Below are 18,884 nucleotides of genomic sequence, written 5' to 3'. Positions count from 1 at the left end.
TGTGCTGGAGATCACAGCACGTGTCAATGTGGACACTAAGGAGAAAACCAGTGAGCGTAGGAGAACGCCCGGCCAGCCAAACCGGGGCCCCCACAAAGGGTGAAGGGCTGAAGAAGATCGTTGCCGCCTCCATGGTGGGCACGGTGGTGGAGTGGTATGAGTTCTTCCTCTACGCCACCGCGGCCACCCTGGTGTTCGGCAAGTACTTCTTCCCCTCCACCGGCAATGAACTGGACGGCATCATCCAGGCCTTCATCACCTACGCGGTGGGCTTCGTGGCACGTCCGCTGGGCGGCATCGTCTTCGGCCAGATCGGCGACAAGCTGGGCCGCAAGCCCACACTGCAACTGACCATCGTGATCATCGGCGTCTCGACCTTCCTGATGGGCTGCCTGCCCGGCTTCGCCGAGATCGGTTACCTGGCGCCGGCGCTGCTGGTGTTCCTCCGCTTCATCCAGGGCTTCGCGCTGGGCGGCGAGTGGGGCGGCGCCGTGCTGCTGGTGGCTGAACACAGCCCCAACAAGACCCGTGCCTTCTGGTCCAGCTGGCCCCAGGCCGCGGTGCCGGTGGGCAACCTGCTGGCTACGCTGGTGCTGTTCGTCATGTCCTCCACCCTCAGCAGCGAAGCCTTCCTCGGCTGGGGCTGGCGCGTGGCGTTCTGGCTTTCCGCAGTGATCGTGTTCGTGGGCTACTACATCCGCAAGCACGTCTCCGAGGCGCCCATCTTCCTCGAAGCCAAGGAACTGGTGGAGAAGGAAAAGGCCGTCAGCTACGGCGTCGGCGAGGTCATCCGGAAGTACCCCAAGGGCATCCTGCAGGCCATGGGGCTCCGGTTCGCCGAGAACATCATGTACTACCTGGTGGTCAGCTTCGCGATCGTCTACCTGAAGAGCGTGCACAAGTACGACACCTCATCCCTGCTGCTGGCGCTGCTGATCGCCCACGTCATCCACTTCCTGGTCATTCCGCAGGTGGGGCGCCTGGTGGACCGCTGGGGACGCAAGCCCGTGTACATGGTGGGTGCGGTGACCGGTGCCGTGTGGCCGTTCTTCGCCTTCCCGATGTTCGACACCCGCAACGCCGTCATCATCGTGCTCGCCGTGACCATCGGCCTGTGCCTGCACGCCTTCATGTACGCCGGCCAGCCCGCCATCATGGCCGAACTGTTCCCCACCCGCATGCGCTACGCCGGCGTTTCGCTCGGCTCCCAGGTTACGTCCATCTTCGCCGGTTCGCTGGCTCCGCTGCTGGCCACCCAGTGGCTGAAGGACACCGGCTCCTGGGTTCCCACGGCCATCTACCTGGTGGTCGCCTGCGCCATCACCGCCTTCGCCGTGCTGAGCCTGCGCGAAACCAAGGGCATTGCGCTGGAGGACGTGGACAAGGCCGACGCCGCCCGCGAAGGACTGCTCAAGGCCACCGCCCGCTGAGCTTCCGGGAGTCCGGGGCAGCGTGCGCAGGAAAGGATTTGATATGGAACACGAACTGAACGGCCGCAAGGCGCTGGTCACCGGCGGTGCAAGCGGCATCGGCGCAGCCTGCGTCCGGGAACTCGCGGCCCGCGGGGCAAAGGTGGTGGTGGCCGACGTCGACGCCGACGGCGCCGCGGCCCTCGCCGACGAAGTGGGCGGCACCTCCTGGGCCGTTGACCTGCTGGACGTGGACTCGCTCGCCACCGTGAGCCTGGACTGCGACATCCTGGTGAACAACGCCGGGATCCAGCGGATCAGCCCCATCGAGGAGTTCGATCCCGTGCAGTTCCGGCGGATCCTGGCCCTGATGCTGGAAGCGCCGTTCCTGCTCATCCGGGCTGCGCTGCCGCATATGTATGCCAACAGGTTCGGCCGGATCATCAACCTGTCCTCCGTGCACGGGATCCGTGCCTCCCCGTTCAAGAGCGCGTATGTATCCGCCAAGCACGGCCTGGAGGGGCTGAGCAAGGTGACGGCGCTGGAGGGCGGGGAGCACGGGGTCACCTCGAACTGCGTCAACCCCGGGTACGTGCGTACCCCGCTGGTGGAGAAGCAGCTAGCCGACCAGGCTGCCGTGCATGGCATTCCCGAGTCCGAGGTCCTGGCCAAGGTGATGCTCACGGAAGCCGCCATCAAGCGCCTCGTGGAGCCTGAAGAGGTGGCTTCCCTGGTGGCGTGGCTTGCTTCGGACCATGCAGGAATGGTGACCGGGGCCAGCTACACCATGGACGGCGGCTGGTCCGCCAAGTAACTGACCGCTACGCCCGAAGGCTGGGCTGGCCGCAGCCGCGGTCAGTCCAGCCTTCGCAGTTGCCGGTGGTCGTAGAAGAACAGTCCGCGCGCGGTTTTGACCCCCACGGTGGCGCCCTCCTGCGACACCACCGTGCCCTCGTGCCGGCCGTTGAAGGGATCGTCCCCCAGCACGGCGTCACCGATCCGGTAGGGGCTGCGCGGGCTCAGGGCCCCGACGGCCCGTTCCCAGCCCCGGGCAACGGCCGTGGCGAGGCTGATGGGCCGGCCCATTCCGGACAGGTCCTGGACATCGTTCGTGGCCATGGTCACCAACTCCCTGGCGGCAGCGCGCCGCGCAGTAGCGGTGCCGGTTGCCGGAACGCTCCCAGCAGAGGATGGTCCTCCTATTCCGGCCAGGCACCTTACGCCAACGCTATGCGCTAATCACACCAGTAACACCAGTAACAGGTACTCGGGTTTGGTGGGGCAGGCTACGCGTTTTTGGACACGGAATTATTACGGCGCGGGATACGGCCATACCGGCGCCGGCTTCAGGCTTTGCCGTTGATGATTTCCTCGGCGTTGTCGAACGCCCAGGCCACCAAGGGCACCAGCAGGGCGCTGAGCTCGTAGCCTTTGCCGGTGAGGCTGTAGTCCACCCGCGGCGGGATGACCGGCTGCGCCTCCCGGCTGACCAGGCCGTCCCGTTCCAGTGTCTTGAGGGTCTGGGCCAGCATCTTTTCACTGATTCCCTCAGTCCGGCGCCGCAGCTCACTCCAGCGCTGCGCCCCTTCGGAGAGCGCGATCAGAATCAGGACGCCCCATTTGCTGGTCACGTGGTCCAGCAGGATACGGCTGGGGCACCCGGCCGGGAACACGCCGTCGGTAAAGCTCAGCGGGAGGGGCGCGGGCCGCACGTCAGCTTCCATGGGAACAGCTTACCGCGGGGTCAGTACCTTACTTCAAAGTGCGTACTCTCTTTCGGGAAGTAAACCCGCGGGGGCGTCGTTGTCCCTTTCGACAGCGAAAAACTTCCCGAAAGGAACCACGCCATGAGCATCGTCGTTACCGGAGCCACCGGACACTTGGGCCGCCACGTCCTCGAAGCACTCCTGGAACGCAACGTTCCCGCCTCCGGCATTGTTGCCGCCGGACGCTCCGTGGACAAGCTCGCGGACTTCGCGGCCAAAGGCATCCGTGTGGTCTCCATCGACTACTCCGATCCCGCCAGCGTGGCAGCAGCCCTCAAAGGTGCCACCCGCGTGCTGCTGATCTCGGGCAGCGAGGTGGGCCAGCGGGTGGAACAGCACCGGACCGTCATCGACGCCGCGAAGGCGGAAGGCGTGGAACTGCTGGCCTACACCAGCATCGCCAACGCAGACACAACCGCCATGCTGCTCGCGGACGAGCACAAGGCAACGGAGGAACTCCTGCGCGCCTCCGGCGTCCCCTTCGTGCTGCTGCGCAACGGCTGGTACCTCGAAAACTACACGGAACAGCTGCCCGGAACCCTTGCCCAGGGCGCCATTGCAGGCAGCGCCGGGGACGGCAAGGTCAGCGGAGCCACGCGGCAGGACTACGCCCAGGCAGCGGCTGCCGTCCTGGTGGCCGAGGACCAGGCCGGAAAGGTCTACGAACTGGGCGGGGACAGCGCGTTCAGCATGGCTGAGCTGGCCGCCGAGATCACCGCGGCCACCGGCAAGGAGATCAGCTATAACAACATGCCCGGGGGCGAGTACGCCGGCCTCCTCACGCAGGTTGGCGTTCCCGGGGCCTTCGCGGAAATCCTGGCCGACTCGGACCTGGGTATCGCCCGCGGGGACCTCCTGGTGAGCAGCGGCGACCTGCAGAAGCTGATCGGGCGCCCGACGACGTCACTCGCCGACGCGGTCCGGGCCGCCGCCGCCTCGGCCTAGGAAGCGCCTTGGCCCCGGGGGACCCCCGGGCCCGTGAACCAGGGAAGGTGCCCGGCTCCGTTGGGGCCGGGCACCTTTGCCGTTTCCGTGCTTTTAGTTCTTGCTGCCTGTCAGGGCCAAAGTGCCGCCGAGACCGATCATTAACACCCCGCCTGTCGCTTTCACGGTGGAAACCCGCCGCGGCGAGCGCGCGAACCACTGCCGTGCCGTTCCGGCGGCAAGCGCCCAGAGGCTGTCCGACACCACGGCAATCAGCAGGAACACCGTGCCGAGGACTCCCATCTGGAGCGGAATGGAACCGGCCGGATAGTCGACGAACTGGGGCAGCACCGCCACGAAGAACACCACGGATTTGGGGTTCGTGGCACCCACCACAGCACCCTCGCCCACAAGCCGCCAGGGCCGTCCGTCAGTTACCCTGCCCCGCGGACCGGCCGGACTGTGCCGGTGCCGGATGGCCTGGACGCCGAGGTAGACGAGGTACGCCGCGCCCGCAAACTTCACGGCGCTGAACAGGAGCAGGGACTGCGCCACCAGGACGCCGACGCCCAGGGCCACGGCCACCACCTGGAGCAGTTGCCCGCAGGCATTTCCCAGGACCGTCAGGACGCCGCCCTTCCAGCCCAAAGCCAGGGCGCGGCCAATGACAAACAGGACGCTCGGGCCGGGCACAGCGATCAACACTACCGATGCCAGCGAGAAGGCCAGCAGGTTTGAGGCAGGAACCATGCCTGATCTTAGCCCCGGGGAAGTCCTCTAGGCGCGTCAGTTGTGTCGGGCTGGCTTGACCACCGGAAGCGGTGAGGTTTCGTCCTCAAGGTGGGCCCGCCGTCGTCCGTCACCCTTGACCCAGAGACGGTAGCCCAGGACCAGGAGCCCCAGCCAGGCCGCGCCGACGTACAACGCGATCCGCGTGTCCTCGAACGCGCCCAGCACGCCGATCACCAGGGCCATGAAGGCGATGGTCAGGACGGACGCCGCCGGCCACCATGGCGACGGGAACTCTGACGGCGGCAGTCCGCCGCGCGCGATTTCCCGTTTCATGGCCACGTGGGAGGCGAGGATCATGACCCAGACCCACACGGTGGCGAAGGTGGCGATCGAGGCGATGACCAGGAAGACATCCTCGGGAATGACGGCGTTGAGGACCACGCCCACCAGCAGGATCGCGGTCATCATGACCACCGTCATCCAGGGCACCCCGTGCCGGGAGATTTTGCCGAACGCACCGGGCGCGTGGCCCTGACGGGACAGGCCGAAGAGGATGCGGCCGGCACCGAAAATGTCGCTGTTGATGGCAGACAGGGCCGCTGTGATCACTACCGCATTGAGGATGTGCGGCGCGGCCGGGATGCCCAGGCCGCTGAAGATCTGGACGAACGGGCTGCCGTTGGTGCCCACTTCGTTCCATGGGAAGAGGCTCATGAGCACGCCCAGGGTGAGGACATAGAACAGGAGGACGCGGACCGGGACGGTGTTGACGGCCTTGGGGATGACCTTCTTGGGGTCGGCCGCTTCGCCGGCGGTGATGCCCAGGGTCTCGATCCCTCCGAAGGCGAACATCACCACGGCAAAGGAGGCCAGGAGTCCGCCGAATCCGTTGGGGAACAGGCCGCCATGCTCAACCAGGTTGCCCAGGCCCGGGGCAACGCTGGAACCGCCCGTTTGGAAACCGAAGGCGATGATGGCGGCGCCGCCGGCGATCATCGCGATGATCGCCGCCACCTTGATCAGCGAGAACCAGAATTCCAGCTCGCCGAAGACCTTCACGCTGAGGAGGTTCAGGGCGGCCAGGAAGCAGATGACCGCCAGGATCCAGATCCAACGGTCCACCTGCGGGAACCAGAAGCCCATATAGATGCTGAAGGCGGTGACGTCGGCGATCGCGACGATGGCCATCTCGAACACGTAGGTCCAGCCGGTCACGAAACCGGCCAACGGGCCCAGGTAGCGGCTCGCGTACTGGCCGAAGGAGCCGGAGACGGGGTGCCGCACCGCCATTTCGCCGAGGGCGCGCATCACCATGAACACCGCGGCGCCGCCGATCATGTACGCCAGCAGGACAGCGGGGCCCGCCTTCTGGATGGCTGAAGCCGAGCCGTAGAAGAGCCCGGTGCCGATGGCTGATCCCAGGGCCATGAACCGGATGTGCCGGACGTTCAGGCCTCGGTTCAGGACGCCTCCGACGGCGGCTGCGGGCGTTTGGGGACCGGTGCCGCTGTGGTTCCGGGTTGGGGATGGTGCTTGCTGCATACACTTACCTTCTCGTCTTTGGGAGGGGAGCCGCTAACCAGCAGACCATTTTCGGGCCCGCCGTGATGCGGCTCACGCGCCCTTGGTGTCTTTGATCTCAGACTGTCCGGGCGGCGTAGATCCGGTTGCCCTTTCCGGTGGTTGAGATTGTCGAAACCGGGTTGGTGGGCGCGTTGCGGTGGCTGTTCCAGTCGAAACCCGGCGTCGGCTCTGATTGTCGTACCCCTTTGCCATAGTGGGGTTATGGGGACAGCGGCGGTGGTGAGGGCGTTCGAGGAGATCCGGGCTGCCCTTGCCGTGCTGGACGCGGAGGTAGGCGGTGCCTTGGTGGATGGTGCCGGTTGCGGGTCGTTTGCCGGGCGGGGTGCGGTGGCTGATCCGTTGGCTGCTCTGGCGGGCGTGTGCTTGGACATCCTGGCTGCTGCCCGGGCGGTTGAGGCGCGGGTCGCGGGGGTGAAGGCGAAGGCAGCGGTCGCGTACGCTGAGAGTGCCGCGGTGGTTGCGGGGCCGGGGGTGCCGGCGCAGGTGCAGGAGATGTCGGCCGCGGCGGAAATCGGCTGTGTCCTGGCGTTGGGGCCGCGGGCCGCGGCATCGTTCCTGGCCACCGCACACGCCGTGGTCACGACGTTGCCCCGCACGTTGGCGGGGCTGCAGGCCGGGGACCTGTCCTGGCAGCACGCCCTGGTGATGGCCGACGAAACGGCCGGACTGGACACCGCGGGCACGGCCGCGCTGGAAGCGCACTTCCTGGATCCGGACGCTAACAACCCTGCGCGGGGGTGCCGGGTGGGGGAGTTGCCGGCGCATCGGTTCCGGGTCAAGGCCCGGACCTGGCGCGAACGCCACCACACCGAAAGCATCGAGGCCCGGCACGCCAAGGGGGTGGCGGAGCGGCGGGTGGAGTACCGCCCGGACCGGGACGGGATGGCCTGGCTCACCGCGTACCTGCCGGCTGACCAGGCTTCGGCGGTCTGGGACCGACTCACCTCCGAAGCCCGCGCCCTGCAGGGCCCGCACGAGCGGCGCACCCTCACCCAGCTCCGCGCCGACACCTACACCACGGCCCTGCTCGCCACCCACCCCGCACCCCGCCCCACCCACACCCGCCCTGAACCCACCAGCCTTGACCGCACCCGCCAGGAGAGCGGCGGCACCCGTGCCATCACCGGTACCCGTACGGGCGGGGTGCACGGGCCGGTCCGGGCGCAGGTGCTGGTGACCGTGCCGGTGCTCTCACTCATGGGCCTGACCGACGAGCCGGCGGTCCTGGACGGGTACGGTCCCATCCCGCCCTCGATGGCGCGGAACCTGGTGGCCGGCGGGGCAGACTCGTTCTACCGGGTCCTGGTGGACCCCCGGGACGGGGCGCCGCTGGAAATCGGCCGCACCAGCTACCGGCTCACCAAAGCCATGCGGGCCTGGCTGCGGCTGCGCGACGGTAGATGCCCGTTCCCCGGCTGCAGCAACCATTCCCTGGACAACGACGCCGACCACCTCCTCGCCTGGGCCAACGGCGGCACCACCGGGATCAGCAACCTGGGACAACCCTGCCCGAAACACCACAGGCTCCGCCACACCACCGCCTGGAAACCCACCCCCGCCACCAAAACCACACCACCGGGCTGGACCTCACCCACCGGCCGCCACTACCAAAGCGAACACCAGGACTGGGAACCACCCCACCGGCCACCCCCACACCACCCGCACGCCCCTTGGCCGCCACCGGCAGCGACCGGCGCCATCGACATCACCCGCCACCGCGGATCCCCCTGGGAAGACGCCCTCAACCAATACCTCAACACCCACACCTGACCAACGCCAGGACACTGGGTCGTTCGCAGCACTGACGCTTCAAGATGCAACGCCGGCCATGCTGTGATTACTTCTGCCAGGTGCCTGCGGCGTCGCGCGCTGCCCCTTCGATTTCGGCACTGTGGGCGGTCCACTCTTCCGGCGTCCTGGAGGTCAGATTCGGGTCGCCAGGCCGCTGGCCTGCGGTTCCGTCGATCATTTCGCGGAGTATGTCTGCGTGGCCCAGGTGGTGCGCACGTTCGGCAACCATGTGAACGAGGATCTGGTGGAGGGTTACCTGGCGGCGCTCCTCCGGCCACCAGGGCACGGTCCCCGGAGCGTCGAGGGGCAGGGCTTCGATGGTCGCGTCGCTGTGCTCCGCGGCGAAATGGTGGAGCTCGACGATGTCTCCCACTGACTCCCCGGCCGTTGCCCACATGTCCGCGTCCGGGCGGGCATCGTCATCGAGCCAGGGCAGGTGGCGCCCACTGGGCCGGCCGAACACCGCGCCGAAGTAGTCCAGCTCCACGCTGGCAACATGTTTGACCAGGCCCAACAGGTTGGTGCCGGTGGGCGTGAGGGGCCGGCGCATGTCGTACTCGTTCAGTCCATCAAGTTTGCCCAGCAGGTTGTCCCGTCGTATCCGCAGGTACCGGTGCAGTGTTTCTTTCCCGTCCATGGTCCGGACTCTACCGAAGCCTGCGATGCAAAAGGCACCAAAGAAACAACCATCGGAAGCATATGTCTGGTATACCGGACACAAGGCCAAGGAAGCGCCATCTTCTGAACCAGGGGAACGTCCACACTGGAGTACGGGATACCGGACACAGCCGCGGTTCCCGGAAGGAGGAATGCGATGGCCACCCAGGCAACACAGGCGGGCCGCGATGCCAGAGCCACGTCCAAGGTGCCGGCGGCGGAGAACACCCTGCGGATCCTGAAACTGCTGGCCTCACGGCGCGGACCCATGGCCGCATCCCAGATCGCCTCGACGCTGGGGCTCCCGCGGTCCAGCGTGTACCACCTGCTGGGAGTCATGGAGGCGAACGGGTTCGTCATGCACCTGCACGAAGAACAGCGGTACGGCCTGGGCATCAGTGCGTTCGAGCTGAGTTCGGCGTACTCCCGCCAGGAACCCCTCTCACGGCTGGGCCGGCCCCTGCTGGCCTCCCTGGTCGATGCGCTGGGGGAGAGCGCCCACCTGGCGGTGCTCCATGGACGGGACGTGCTCTACATCGTGGAGGAGCGGGCCAAGAACCGCCCCTCCCTGGTGACCGACGTCGGGGTCCGGCTGCCCAGCCACCTGACCGCCAGCGGCCGCGCCATACTCGCCGCCCTGCCAAAGTCCCAGGTCCGGGCGCTGTACCCGAACGCCGCCGCCTTCACGGCCAGGCATGAAACCGAATCACCCATCATGAAGTACTCGGCCCTGTCCTCCCACCTGGACCAGGTCAGGCAACGCGGCTACGCCACCGAACATGGTGAGGTGACGCCGGGCTTCGGGTCCATCGCCGCAGCAGTAACGGACCATCTCGGCTGGCCCACCGCCGCCGTCGCCGTCACGTTCCTGGAGGGCAAGCTATCTGCCGGGGAGTGGCCCGTCCTGGCCGCCCGGGTGCAGAAGGTCGCCGACGAACTGTCCGTCCGCCTCCATGGGCGCCCCGTGAAATAAAACCACCGTTGCCCTATCACTTTGAGTCCCTAAAACAGGGTTTTAGGGACTCAAAGTGATAAAGCAACGCAGGGGGTGGGAGTGTCTGGAATGCCGGACAGTACCCCTCTGAAACCCCTGTATGGCCCGTCTCCAAAGGGCTTTAGTAGATACAGAAGATCTTTCCCTCCCCGACTTTTGAACAACCACCACGATTGAAAAGGAGCCATCATGGCACCCGCCGATTTCACCACCGGTGCCCGCCCGGTCAAAGCAGCCCGCGGCGCCAAGCTCACCGCCAAGTCCTGGCAGACTGAGGCGCCGTTGCGTATGCTGATGAACAACCTGGACCCCGAGGTCGCCGAGCGCCCCGATGACCTGGTGGTCTACGGCGGCACCGGCCGGGCCGTCCGCTCCTGGGCTGCGTTTGACGCCATCACCCGCACCCTGGAAACCATGGAAAAGGACGAAACCCTGCTGGTCCAGTCCGGCAAGCCGGTGGGCGTCTTCCGCACCCACGAATGGGCTCCGCGGGTCCTGCTGGCCAACTCCAACCTCGTGGGCGACTGGGCCACCTGGCCCGAATTCCGCCGGCTCGAGGCCGAGGGTCTGCTGATGTACGGGCAGATGACTGCCGGTTCCTGGATCTACATCGGCACCCAGGGCATCCTGCAGGGCACCTACGAAACCTTCGCCGCCGTCGGACGCAAACTCCGGGACGGCTCCACCGAGGGGCCGCTTGCCGGAACCCTGACCCTGACCGGCGGCTGCGGCGGCATGGGCGGCGCCCAGCCGCTGGCCGTCACCCTGAACGACGGTGCCTGCCTGATCGTCGACGTCGACGAGACCCGCCTGCGCCGCCGCGCCGGCAAGCGTTACCTGGACGAGGTGGAAACAGACCTCGACGCCGCCATCGCCAAGGTACTCAAGGCCAAGGAAGAGCGCCGCGGCTGGTCCGTGGGCTACGTAGGCAACGCCGCCGAGGTCTTCCCGGAACTGCTGCGCCGCCACAAGGCCGGCGAGCTGACCGTGGACGTCGTCACCGACCAGACCAGCGCCCACGACCCCCTGTCCTACCTGCCGGAGGGCATCTCCGTGGCCGAATGGCACCGCGAAGCCGAGGCGGATCCCGAAGGATTCACCAAGAAGGCCCAGGCCTCGATGGCCCGCCACGTGCAGGCCATGGTGGAATTCCAGGACGCCGGCGCCGAGGTCTTCGACTACGGCAACTCCATCCGCGACGAGGCCCGCAAGGGCGGCTACGCCCGCGCTTTCGAATTCCCCGGCTTCGTCCCCGCCTACATCCGCCCGCTCTTCTGCGAAGGCCTTGGCCCCTTCCGCTGGGTGGCGCTCTCCGGCGACCCGGAGGACATCCGCGTCACCGACGAAGCCATCAAGGAACTCTTCCCCGAGAACAAGCACCTGCATAAGTGGATCGACGCCGCCCAGGACCGGGTGGAGTTCGAGGGCCTGCCCGCCCGCATCTGCTGGCTGGGCTACGGCGAACGCGCCAAGGCCGGGCTGCTGTTCAACCAGCTCGTCAAGGAAGGCAAGGTCAAGGCGCCCATCGTGATCGGCCGCGACCACCTGGACTCCGGCTCCGTCGCCTCCCCGTACCGGGAAACCGAAGCCATGGCCGATGGTTCGGACGCCATTGCCGACTGGCCGCTGCTGAACGCCCTGCTCAACACCTCTTCCGGGGCCACCTGGGTGTCCATCCACCACGGCGGCGGCGTCGGCATCGGCCGGTCCATCCACGCCGGCCAGGTGTCAGTGGCCGACGGTACGGACCTCGCCGCCGAAAAGCTCGAACGGCTCCTCACCAACGACCCCGGCATGGGCGTCATCCGCCACGTCGACGCCGGCTACGACCGCGCCGCCGACGTCGCCACGGAACGCGGCGTCCGCATCCCGATGAACGAAACCAACTAACTGACATCCCGCTAACCCAACTGAGTCGCAGTAGATGTCGTTTTGAAGGCTCAGAACGACATTTACTGCTACCTAGTTGGGAGCAACCACCGAAGTAGGAATCATGACCATCACAACCCACGAACCACTCACCGTCACCCTCGGATCGGCGGGAGTCACGCCCGAGGATGTCCTCGCCGTCGCCCGCCACGACGCCAAGGTGGCCATCGCGCCGGAAGCCCTGGAAGCTGTCGCCAAGGTCCGCGCCCACATCGACAGCCTGGCCTCCAGCGACACCCCCGCCTACGGCATCTCCACCGGCTTCGGCGCCCTGGCCAACCGGCACATCCCCAACGAGCTGCGCACCCAGCTGCAGAAATCCCTGATCCGCAGCCACGCCGCCGGCATGGGACCGGCCGTGGAACGCGAAGTGGTGCAGGGCATCATGTTCCTGCGCGCCAAGACCCTGGCCTCCGGCCGCACCGGCGTCCGCCCTGTCGTCCTGCAGACCATGGTGGACGTCCTCAACGCCGGCATCACGCCCGTGGTCCGCGAATTCGGTTCCCTCGGCTGCTCCGGCGACCTCGCCCCGCTTTCGCACTGCGCGCTGGTGCTGATGGGTGAAGGCGAAGCGGAAGGGCCCGACGGCGCCACGTACGGCGGACACGGACAGCCACCTGTCGCCGAGCTGCTGGCGAAACACGGCATTGAGCCGGTCACCCTTGCCGAAAAGGAAGGGCTGGCGCTGGTCAACGGCACCGAGGGGATGCTGGGCATGCTCCTGATGGCCATCGCGGACCTTCGCCGGCTGCTCACGACGGCGGACATCACCGCCGCGCTCAGCGTCGAGGCGCTGCTGGGCACCGACCAGGTGTTCCTGCCCGAACTGCACGCCGCGCTGCGGCCGCACCCCGGCCAGGCCGCCAGCGCGGACAATATGCTGCGGGTCCTGTCCGGTTCACCGATCGTCGCCTCACACCGAGTGGGGGACTCCCGCGTCCAGGACGCCTACTCCCTGCGCTGCGCCCCGCAGGTGGCCGGCGCCGTCCGGGACACCGTGGACCACGCCGAACTGGTGGCCACCCGCGAACTGGCCGCTGCCATCGACAATCCGGTGGTCCTGCCGGACGGCCGGGTCAGCTCCAACGGCAACTTCCACGGCGCACCCGTGGCCTTCGTTTTGGACTACCTGGCCATCGCCGTCGCCGACCTCAGCTCCATCGCCGAGCGCCGGACGGACCGGATGCTGGACCCGGCCCGGTCACACGGGCTGCCGGCCTTCCTGGCCTCGGACCCCGGCGTTGATTCCGGCCTGATGATCGCGCAGTACACCCAGGCGGGGCTGGTCTCGGACAACAAGCGGCTCGCTGTTCCGGCGTCCGTGGACTCCATCCCCAGCTCGGCCATGCAGGAGGACCACGTCTCCATGGGCTGGCACGCCGCACGGAAGCTGCGCAAGGCCGTGGAGAACCTGCGCCGTGTCCTCGCCATCGAACTGGTGACGTCGGCCCGCGCGCTGGACATCCGCACCCAGCTCTCCGGCGGCGAACTGGTGCCCGGTGCTGCCGGTGCCGCCGTCGTCCAGGCGCTGCGGGCAGTGGTGGACGGGCCAGGCACTGACCGGTTCCTCTCACCCGAACTCGAAGCGGCTGACCGGCTGGTCGCGTCCGGTGACGTGTTGCGGGCGGCCGAATCCGCCGTCGGAACCCTGGCCTGACGCCGAAGGATCTTCAGCTCCACTGCACTCCGCGTCCACCTGTTGGAATTTTGGCCGACACTGCCAACGGTGGGTCGCGAATTGTAGTAGAACTGAAGGTGTAGTGAAAGTCACACCGAAGACGCTGTGACGGCAGAACGCATACAAAGGGGTAGTAGTTCAAATGAAAGCACGTGGGGCAGTCCTGTCGAGGCGCCATGCCCATTCCGCCACAGTCTCCGACTGGAAATCCCTCCAGGTGGGCGACCGGGTCGAGATCATGAAGCATGCGCATGTGGTAGCCGCCGGAGAGGTGGAAGAGGTGTCCCAGAGCGGGAACGTCCTGTGGCTGGTGCCGGCCGGACCGGCAGAGAAGCAGCTCTTCCTTAAATCCGACGGCGTGCAGGTGCGCCGCAGCTAGCAGTACCCGTAGAACGTGAACAACAAAATCCCCGCTCCTGCCTCAGGCAGGGCGGGGATTCTTGCGTTCCCGGCACCTGCCGGGGCTGCCGCAATCAGGCAGCGATGGTCTCGTACGTCTGGCCGAACGGCACCGATTCATCCAGGGCCACCGTGTAGCGTCCCGGGTACAGGCGCGTCACCAGGATCCCGCAGGCGGCGTCCCGGGCGGCGACGCTGATCAGTTCGGCAACGGCGTCTTCGAGCCCGGCGTGGACTTCGCTGGCGCTGGAGAATTCCAGGTCGATGGACCGGTTCGCGGCTGCTTCGGCGGGGCCGGCGGCGGCGGGACGGCGTTCCAGGGTGGCTGTACTCATGTGCTGAACTTTCTGTGGTGCTTGCCGGAGGGCTAAGCCATTCTACCCGGCGAAGTGTCCAGATGTCAGATGTCTGCTGTCCGAGGGCTGGTCACAAACCGTCCGTTCATGGGGCGCCGCCCGGATCGGCGACCATGGATAAGGGGCCGGAAAGCCCGGCTCCGACCCCACCACCCGAGGAGATCCGCCATGCGAATCATGCGCCTGGGCGAGGCCGGCAAGGAACGGCCGGCAGTCATGGTCCCGTCCCACGACGCACCGGACCGGTACTTCAGCCTCCTGCCCCTCACCGCCGATGTGGACGGCTCCTTCCTGGCCGACGGCGGACTCGGCCGGGTGCGGGATGCGCTGGCCGAGGGGAGCCTGCCGGTCCTGGAGGATGCCGGGACGCTGCGCGTTGGCGCCCCGGTGGCCCGGCCCGGAGCGGTGGTGGGCATCGGCATGAACTATGCGGCCCACGCTGCCGAGTCCGGTTCCGCCCCGCCGGACGTCCCCGTGGTTTTCCTCAAGCCGTCCAATACGGTTGCCGGGCCTTATGATCCCGCACCGGTTCCGCCGCATTCCCGGAAATACGACTGGGAGGTGGAACTTGGCATCGTCATCGGCCGCGAAGCCAGCTACCTGGCCTCCGAAGAGGACGCCCTTGCCTGTATTGCCGGCTACGTCACGGCCAACGATTTTTCCGAGCGCGAGTACCAGCTTCCGGGTGCGGGCGGGCAGTGGACCAAGGGCAAGACGCTGCCCGGTTCCACGCCCCTTGGGCCCTGGCTGGTTCCCGCGGAGGACGTCGACGCCCGCAACCTCACCTTGCGGAGCCTGGTCAACGGGGAGCTCCGCCAGGACTCCTCCACGGCGGGGCTGATCTTCGGGCCGGCCACCGTGGTGCACCACTGCAGCCAGTACATGCGGCTGGAGCCCGGTGATGTGATCATCACCGGAACTCCGGAGGGGGTGGCGCTGAGCGGCCGCTTCCCGTACCTGCGGCCGGGGGACGTGGTGGAGGCAGAAGTCGCGGGGCTGGGCCGCCAACGCCAAAAGCTGTACCGCGCAGGCTCCTGAGCCTGCGCGGTACAGCCGGCACGCGTCCGGGCTAGCCGGCCTTGACGGCCAGGACGGGGCAGTCGGCTTCCAGCAGGATCCGCTGGGAGACGCTGCCCATGATCAGCTTGCCCACCGGGGTGCGGCGGCGCAGGCCGATGACGATCAGCTCGGCGTTGTGCTCCTCCGCCGCGTCCAGGACCTCCGCGGCGGCATCGTGCCCACGGACCGGCTGCTTGATCACGTGGTCGATGCCCTGGGTGGCAAGACGATCCTCGATGCTTTGGATGTCCTGCTCCTGGGCGTAGCGGTTATCCACCAGCGCATCACCCCTGGAGGAATTGATCACCAGCAGGGTGGAGCTGCTCTTGCGGGCCTCGGCGATCGCCTGGGTCAGGGCGGCTTCGCCCTCGGGGGTCGGAACGTATCCCACCACGATGGTCATGGAGTCTCCTTGTCTTTGCGCGCCGTCGGCGGCTAGTCGCTGTAGTCGGCTGCCCCGGAGTTGGCCGGCAGCAGGCTGCTGTTCTGGGGGCGGTTGCGGCGGATCAGCTTGTAGGCGAGCGGCCACAGCAAAATCAGGCCAATGATGATGTAGATCCCAACGGCGATCGGCTCGCTCCACAGGCCTGCCGGGTCGCCGGCGCTCAGCTGGAGCGTCTTGCGCAGCTGGCCTTCCAGGCGCGGGCCCAGGATGACGCCCAGGATCAGCGGAAGCACCGGCAGGCCGAAGCGCCGCATCATGAAGCCCAGCGCGCCCAGGACCAGCAGGATCACCAGGTCGAACGCCTGCAGGTTCACCGAGTAGGCGCCCAGGGTGGCGAAGAACAGGATGCCCGCATACAGGTACGGCCGGGGGAGCTGCAGCAGCTTGGCCCACAGCGGGGCCAGTGGCAGGTTGATGAGCAGGAGCAGCAGGTTGCCGATGAAGAGGCTGGCGATCAGCGCCCACACCAGCGGACCTTCGCTCGAGAACAGCTGCGGCCCGGGCTGGATGCCGTACCCGGTGAACGCAGCCAGCATCACCGCCGCCGTCGCGTTGGTGGGCAGGCCCAGGGCCAGCATGGGGGTGAGCGTGCCGGCGGCTGCCGCGTTGTTGGCCGCCTCCGGCCCTGCGACGCCCTCGATGGCGCCCTTGCCGAACTCCTCGGGGTGCTTGCTGAGGCGTTTCTCGGTCACGTAGGACAGGAACGTGGGGATCTCGGCGCCGCCGGCAGGCAGTGCGCCGAACGGGAAGCCGAACACCGTACCGCGGAGCCAGGGCTTCCAGGACCGCTGCCAGTCCTTCTTGCCCATCCACGGCCGGCCCACCGGAATCACATGCAGCGGGGTGCGGCGCAGGTGGGCCGCCACCCAGAGGGCCTCGCCCACGGCGAAGATTGCGACGGCGACCACCACGATGTCCAGGCCGTCCGCCAGCAGCGGCTGGCCAAAGGTCAGGCGGCGCTGGCCGGTTACGGAGTCAATGCCCACCAGGCCGATGGCCAGGCCCAGGGCCAGTGCTGCGAAACCGCGCAGCCGGGACGAGCCAAGGACCGCGGTGACGGCCAGCAGCGCCAGCAGCATGATCGCAAAGTAGCTCGGGGAGCCGAGGCTGACGGCGAACTGGACCACGATCGGTGCGCAGACCGCCAGGAGTGTGGTGCCGATGGTGCCTGCAACGAACGAGCCGATGGCCGCCGTCGCCAGCGCCTGCGCGGCCCTGCCCGCCTTGGCCATCTTGTTGCCCTCGATCGCCGTCACCACGGACGACGACTCGCCGGGCGTGTTGAGCAGGATGGAGGTGGTGGAGCCGCCGTACATGCCGCCGTAGTAGATGCCGGCGAACATGATGAACGCGCTGGTGGGTTCCAGGGCGTAGGTGACGGGCAGCAGCAGGGCCACGGTCATGGCCGGGCCGAGTCCGGGCAGGACACCGACGGCGGTGCCCAGGATGACGCCGATGACGGCGTACAGGAAGTTCATGGGGGTCAGGGCGGTGGCGAAACCGTCCATCAGGGAGGACCAGACGTCCATTAAAGGATTCCTTCCAACAGTCCGGCCGGCAGTGCGATGCCGAGTCCGAGGTAGAAGCCGTAGAAGGTCAGGAGGGACAGGAGGACGGAGATGATGCCGTCACGCACGTAGTGCCGGCTGCCCAGGGCCAGGAGGCTGCCCCAGAACAGGACCGTCCCGGAGATCACCCATCCGGCCCAGTCGATCAGCAGGATGTTGAGGATGAACGCACCCGCCAGGGGCAGGACGGTCTTCCAGTCGGCCGGGTGGCCCAGTTCCACGTCCTCGCCGCCCTCGGCTTCGCCCTTGCCGCCGCGGAGCACGTTGACGGCCAGCAGGACAGCGCAGACCACCAGCAGGCCGGCCACGATGAACGGGACGGTCTTGGGGCCCACCGGGTCGGTGTGCGAGTACGGGGTGGAGAGGCCGTTGGCGTCCAGGAAGACCAGGACGCCGGCCGCGCCGAGCAGGAGGGCGACCCCCAGCTCGGCGCGGCCTTTCAAACCTGAGGTTTTGGAGCTCACGCCAGGCCCAGCTTGGTGAGGACGTCCGCCACCCGCTTGTCCTGCTCGGTGAGGAAGGTCTTGAACTCGTCACCGGTGATGAAAGCGTCGGTCCAGCCGTGGGTCTTCAGGGCTTCCTTCCAGCCCTCGGTGCCGTGCATCTTCTCCAGGGCCGCGATCAGGGATGCCTTGTCCTCGTCGCTGATGCCCGGAGGCGCCACGATGCCGCGCCAGTTGGTGAAGACCAGGTCGATGTTGGATTCCTTCAGCGTGGGCGCGTCAACACCCTCAAGCCGCTTCTCGCCGCTGGTGGCCAGAACTCGGACCTCACCGGACTCGATCTGCTTCAGGTATTCGCCGGCGCCGGAAGCAGCGAAGCCCAGCTTGTTGCCAAGGATCGCGGGGAGGAGGTCGCCGCCGCCGTCGTAGGACACGAAGTTGACCTTGGTGGCGTCGATTCCCACGGCGCCTGCCAGCTGCATGGGCAGCAGGTGGTCAGGGCCGCCGGGGGAGGAGCCGCCGCCCACGGCGATGGACCCCGGGTCGGCCTTCCAGGCCTTCACCAGGTCATCGATGGTCTTGTACGGGGAATCCTTGCTCACCATGATGGCGCCGGGCTCTTCGATGAGGCGGGCCAGCGGGGTGGTCTCGGTCAGCTTCGACTCGGACTTGTTGGTGTAGCTGGCGCCCACCACGCCCAGGCCCATCAGCATGGCGAGGTCGCCGTTGCCCTTTTCGTTGACCACACGGGCCAGGCCCACGGTGCCGCCGGCGCCGGCGAGGTTGAAGACTTCGGTGTTGGTGGAGATCTTCTCGTCGTCGAGGACCTTCGCGGCGGCACGGGCAGTGGTGTCGTAGCCGCCGCCCGGGGTATTGGGGACCATGATCTGGAGTCCGGTGATGGGCTTGGCCGCGGCGGAGCCGGAGCTTTCGGTTCCGGTGGAGCTCTTTCCGGTGGCACCGCAGCCGGTGGCCATCAGGGCGATGCCGGCAGCGACGGCGGCGATTCGCAATGCGCGGATCTGGCGCATGGGGTTCCTCTTCTCATGAAAAACAAGACTGACTGGTGCAACCGATGCTAGGGCCGCCCGTGATGCCGGTCACTCTTATGTACGCAGAAAAAGTTAAGTACATTGCGTTCACGTTTCCA

19 protein-coding genes are annotated in these 18,884 nt (G+C 67.3%); 9 read left to right on the top strand and 10 right to left on the bottom strand.

Annotated elements, in window-relative coordinates; genetic code table 11:
• Positions 1-50 precede the first annotated feature (50 nt).
• Positions 51-1,430 carry an MFS transporter gene (locus AS031_RS15350; protein WP_058269014.1) on the top strand — a complete coding sequence of 460 codons (1,380 nt, stop codon included), beginning with the start codon at positions 51-53 and terminating at the stop codon, positions 1,428-1,430.
• Positions 1,431-1,473: 43 nt separating this feature from the next.
• Positions 1,474-2,223 carry a 3-hydroxybutyrate dehydrogenase gene (locus AS031_RS15345; protein ID WP_058269013.1) on the top strand — a complete coding sequence of 250 codons (750 nt, stop codon included), beginning with the start codon at positions 1,474-1,476 and terminating at the stop codon, positions 2,221-2,223.
• 41 nt (positions 2,224-2,264) lie between these two features.
• Here the strand turns inward: AS031_RS15345 and AS031_RS15340 are convergent, their stop codons facing one another.
• Complete coding sequence (locus AS031_RS15340; RefSeq protein ID WP_058269054.1) at positions 2,265-2,528, bottom strand: hypothetical protein; 264 nt, start codon at positions 2,526-2,528, stop codon at positions 2,265-2,267.
• Between the two features lie 227 nt (positions 2,529-2,755).
• A complete protein-coding gene (locus tag AS031_RS15335) occupies positions 2,756-3,133 on the bottom strand; it encodes a winged helix-turn-helix transcriptional regulator (protein WP_058269012.1) in 378 nt (125 codons plus the stop codon).
• A 123-nt stretch (positions 3,134-3,256) separates the two neighbouring features.
• On the opposite strand from AS031_RS15335, the gene AS031_RS15330 reads away from it, so the two are divergent.
• The gene (locus AS031_RS15330) at positions 3,257-4,120 is read left to right on the top strand and encodes an SDR family oxidoreductase (protein ID WP_058269011.1); all 864 of its coding nucleotides are present in this window, start codon (positions 3,257-3,259) and stop codon (positions 4,118-4,120) included.
• Between the two features lie 93 nt (positions 4,121-4,213).
• On the opposite strand, the gene AS031_RS15325 is transcribed toward AS031_RS15330, so the two are convergent.
• Together AS031_RS15325 and AS031_RS15320 are read right to left on the bottom strand one after the other, a co-directional pair.
• Entirely contained in the window at positions 4,214-4,849 is a 636-nt protein-coding gene (locus tag AS031_RS15325) for a LysE family translocator (RefSeq protein WP_058269010.1), read from the bottom strand.
• A gap of 36 nt (positions 4,850-4,885) precedes the next feature.
• On the bottom strand, positions 4,886-6,373 hold the full coding sequence (locus AS031_RS15320; RefSeq protein WP_176716558.1) for an amino acid permease: 1,488 nt from the start codon (positions 6,371-6,373) through the stop codon (positions 4,886-4,888).
• Between the two features lie 243 nt (positions 6,374-6,616).
• Here AS031_RS15320 and AS031_RS15315 point away from each other — a divergent pair, with 243 nt between their 5' ends.
• The gene (locus tag AS031_RS15315) at positions 6,617-8,185 is read left to right on the top strand and encodes an HNH endonuclease signature motif containing protein (RefSeq protein ID WP_058269009.1); all 1,569 of its coding nucleotides are present in this window, start codon (positions 6,617-6,619) and stop codon (positions 8,183-8,185) included.
• Between the two features lie 67 nt (positions 8,186-8,252).
• On the opposite strand, the gene AS031_RS15310 is transcribed toward AS031_RS15315, so the two are convergent.
• Positions 8,253-8,843 (bottom strand): DinB family protein, encoded by a 591-nt coding sequence (locus AS031_RS15310; protein WP_058269008.1) that lies wholly within the window; start codon positions 8,841-8,843, stop codon positions 8,253-8,255.
• Positions 8,844-9,020: 177 nt separating this feature from the next.
• Between AS031_RS15310 and AS031_RS15305 the strand changes: the two genes are divergently transcribed.
• The 4 genes from AS031_RS15305 to AS031_RS15290 all read left to right on the top strand — a co-directional run bounded on the left by AS031_RS15305 (position 9,021) and on the right by AS031_RS15290 (position 13,843).
• A complete protein-coding gene (locus AS031_RS15305; protein WP_058269007.1) occupies positions 9,021-9,836 on the top strand; it encodes an IclR family transcriptional regulator in 816 nt (271 codons plus the stop codon).
• A 210-nt stretch (positions 9,837-10,046) separates the two neighbouring features.
• Positions 10,047-11,747, top strand: coding sequence for a urocanate hydratase (locus AS031_RS15300; RefSeq protein WP_058269006.1), 1,701 nt, complete (start codon positions 10,047-10,049; stop codon positions 11,745-11,747).
• Positions 11,748-11,850: 103 nt separating this feature from the next.
• Positions 11,851-13,443 carry a histidine ammonia-lyase gene (gene hutH / locus AS031_RS15295; RefSeq protein WP_058269005.1) on the top strand — a complete coding sequence of 531 codons (1,593 nt, stop codon included), beginning with the start codon at positions 11,851-11,853 and terminating at the stop codon, positions 13,441-13,443.
• 163 nt (positions 13,444-13,606) lie between these two features.
• On the top strand, positions 13,607-13,843 hold the full coding sequence (locus AS031_RS15290; protein WP_058269004.1) for a hypothetical protein: 237 nt from the start codon (positions 13,607-13,609) through the stop codon (positions 13,841-13,843).
• 94 nt (positions 13,844-13,937) lie between these two features.
• On the opposite strand, the gene AS031_RS15285 is transcribed toward AS031_RS15290, so the two are convergent.
• Complete coding sequence (locus tag AS031_RS15285; RefSeq protein WP_058269003.1) at positions 13,938-14,198, bottom strand: hypothetical protein; 261 nt, start codon at positions 14,196-14,198, stop codon at positions 13,938-13,940.
• Between the two features lie 189 nt (positions 14,199-14,387).
• On the opposite strand from AS031_RS15285, the gene AS031_RS15280 reads away from it, so the two are divergent.
• On the top strand, positions 14,388-15,257 hold the full coding sequence (locus AS031_RS15280) for a fumarylacetoacetate hydrolase family protein (protein WP_058269002.1): 870 nt from the start codon (positions 14,388-14,390) through the stop codon (positions 15,255-15,257).
• 31 nt (positions 15,258-15,288) lie between these two features.
• On the opposite strand, the gene AS031_RS15275 is transcribed toward AS031_RS15280, so the two are convergent.
• From AS031_RS15275 to AS031_RS15260, 4 genes are read right to left on the bottom strand one after another with little or no spacing between them, the layout of a single operon-like run.
• Entirely contained in the window at positions 15,289-15,681 is a 393-nt protein-coding gene (locus AS031_RS15275) for a universal stress protein (protein ID WP_058269001.1), read from the bottom strand.
• A gap of 32 nt (positions 15,682-15,713) precedes the next feature.
• Entirely contained in the window at positions 15,714-17,252 is a 1,539-nt protein-coding gene (locus AS031_RS15270) for a tripartite tricarboxylate transporter permease (protein ID WP_058269000.1), read from the bottom strand.
• A complete protein-coding gene (locus tag AS031_RS15265; protein ID WP_058268999.1) occupies positions 17,252-17,755 on the bottom strand; it encodes a tripartite tricarboxylate transporter TctB family protein in 504 nt (167 codons plus the stop codon). Before AS031_RS15265 ends, AS031_RS15270 begins: the two co-directional genes overlap by 1 nt.
• On the bottom strand, positions 17,752-18,765 hold the full coding sequence (locus AS031_RS15260) for a Bug family tripartite tricarboxylate transporter substrate binding protein (protein ID WP_058268998.1): 1,014 nt from the start codon (positions 18,763-18,765) through the stop codon (positions 17,752-17,754). Before AS031_RS15260 ends, AS031_RS15265 begins: the two co-directional genes overlap by 4 nt.
• Positions 18,766-18,884: the final 119 nt, after the last annotated feature.

The organism is Pseudarthrobacter enclensis, assembly GCF_001457025.1.
Lineage (GTDB): Bacteria > Actinomycetota > Actinomycetes > Actinomycetales > Micrococcaceae > Arthrobacter > Arthrobacter enclensis.
This window is presented reverse-complemented; position numbering and strand designations above follow the sequence as displayed.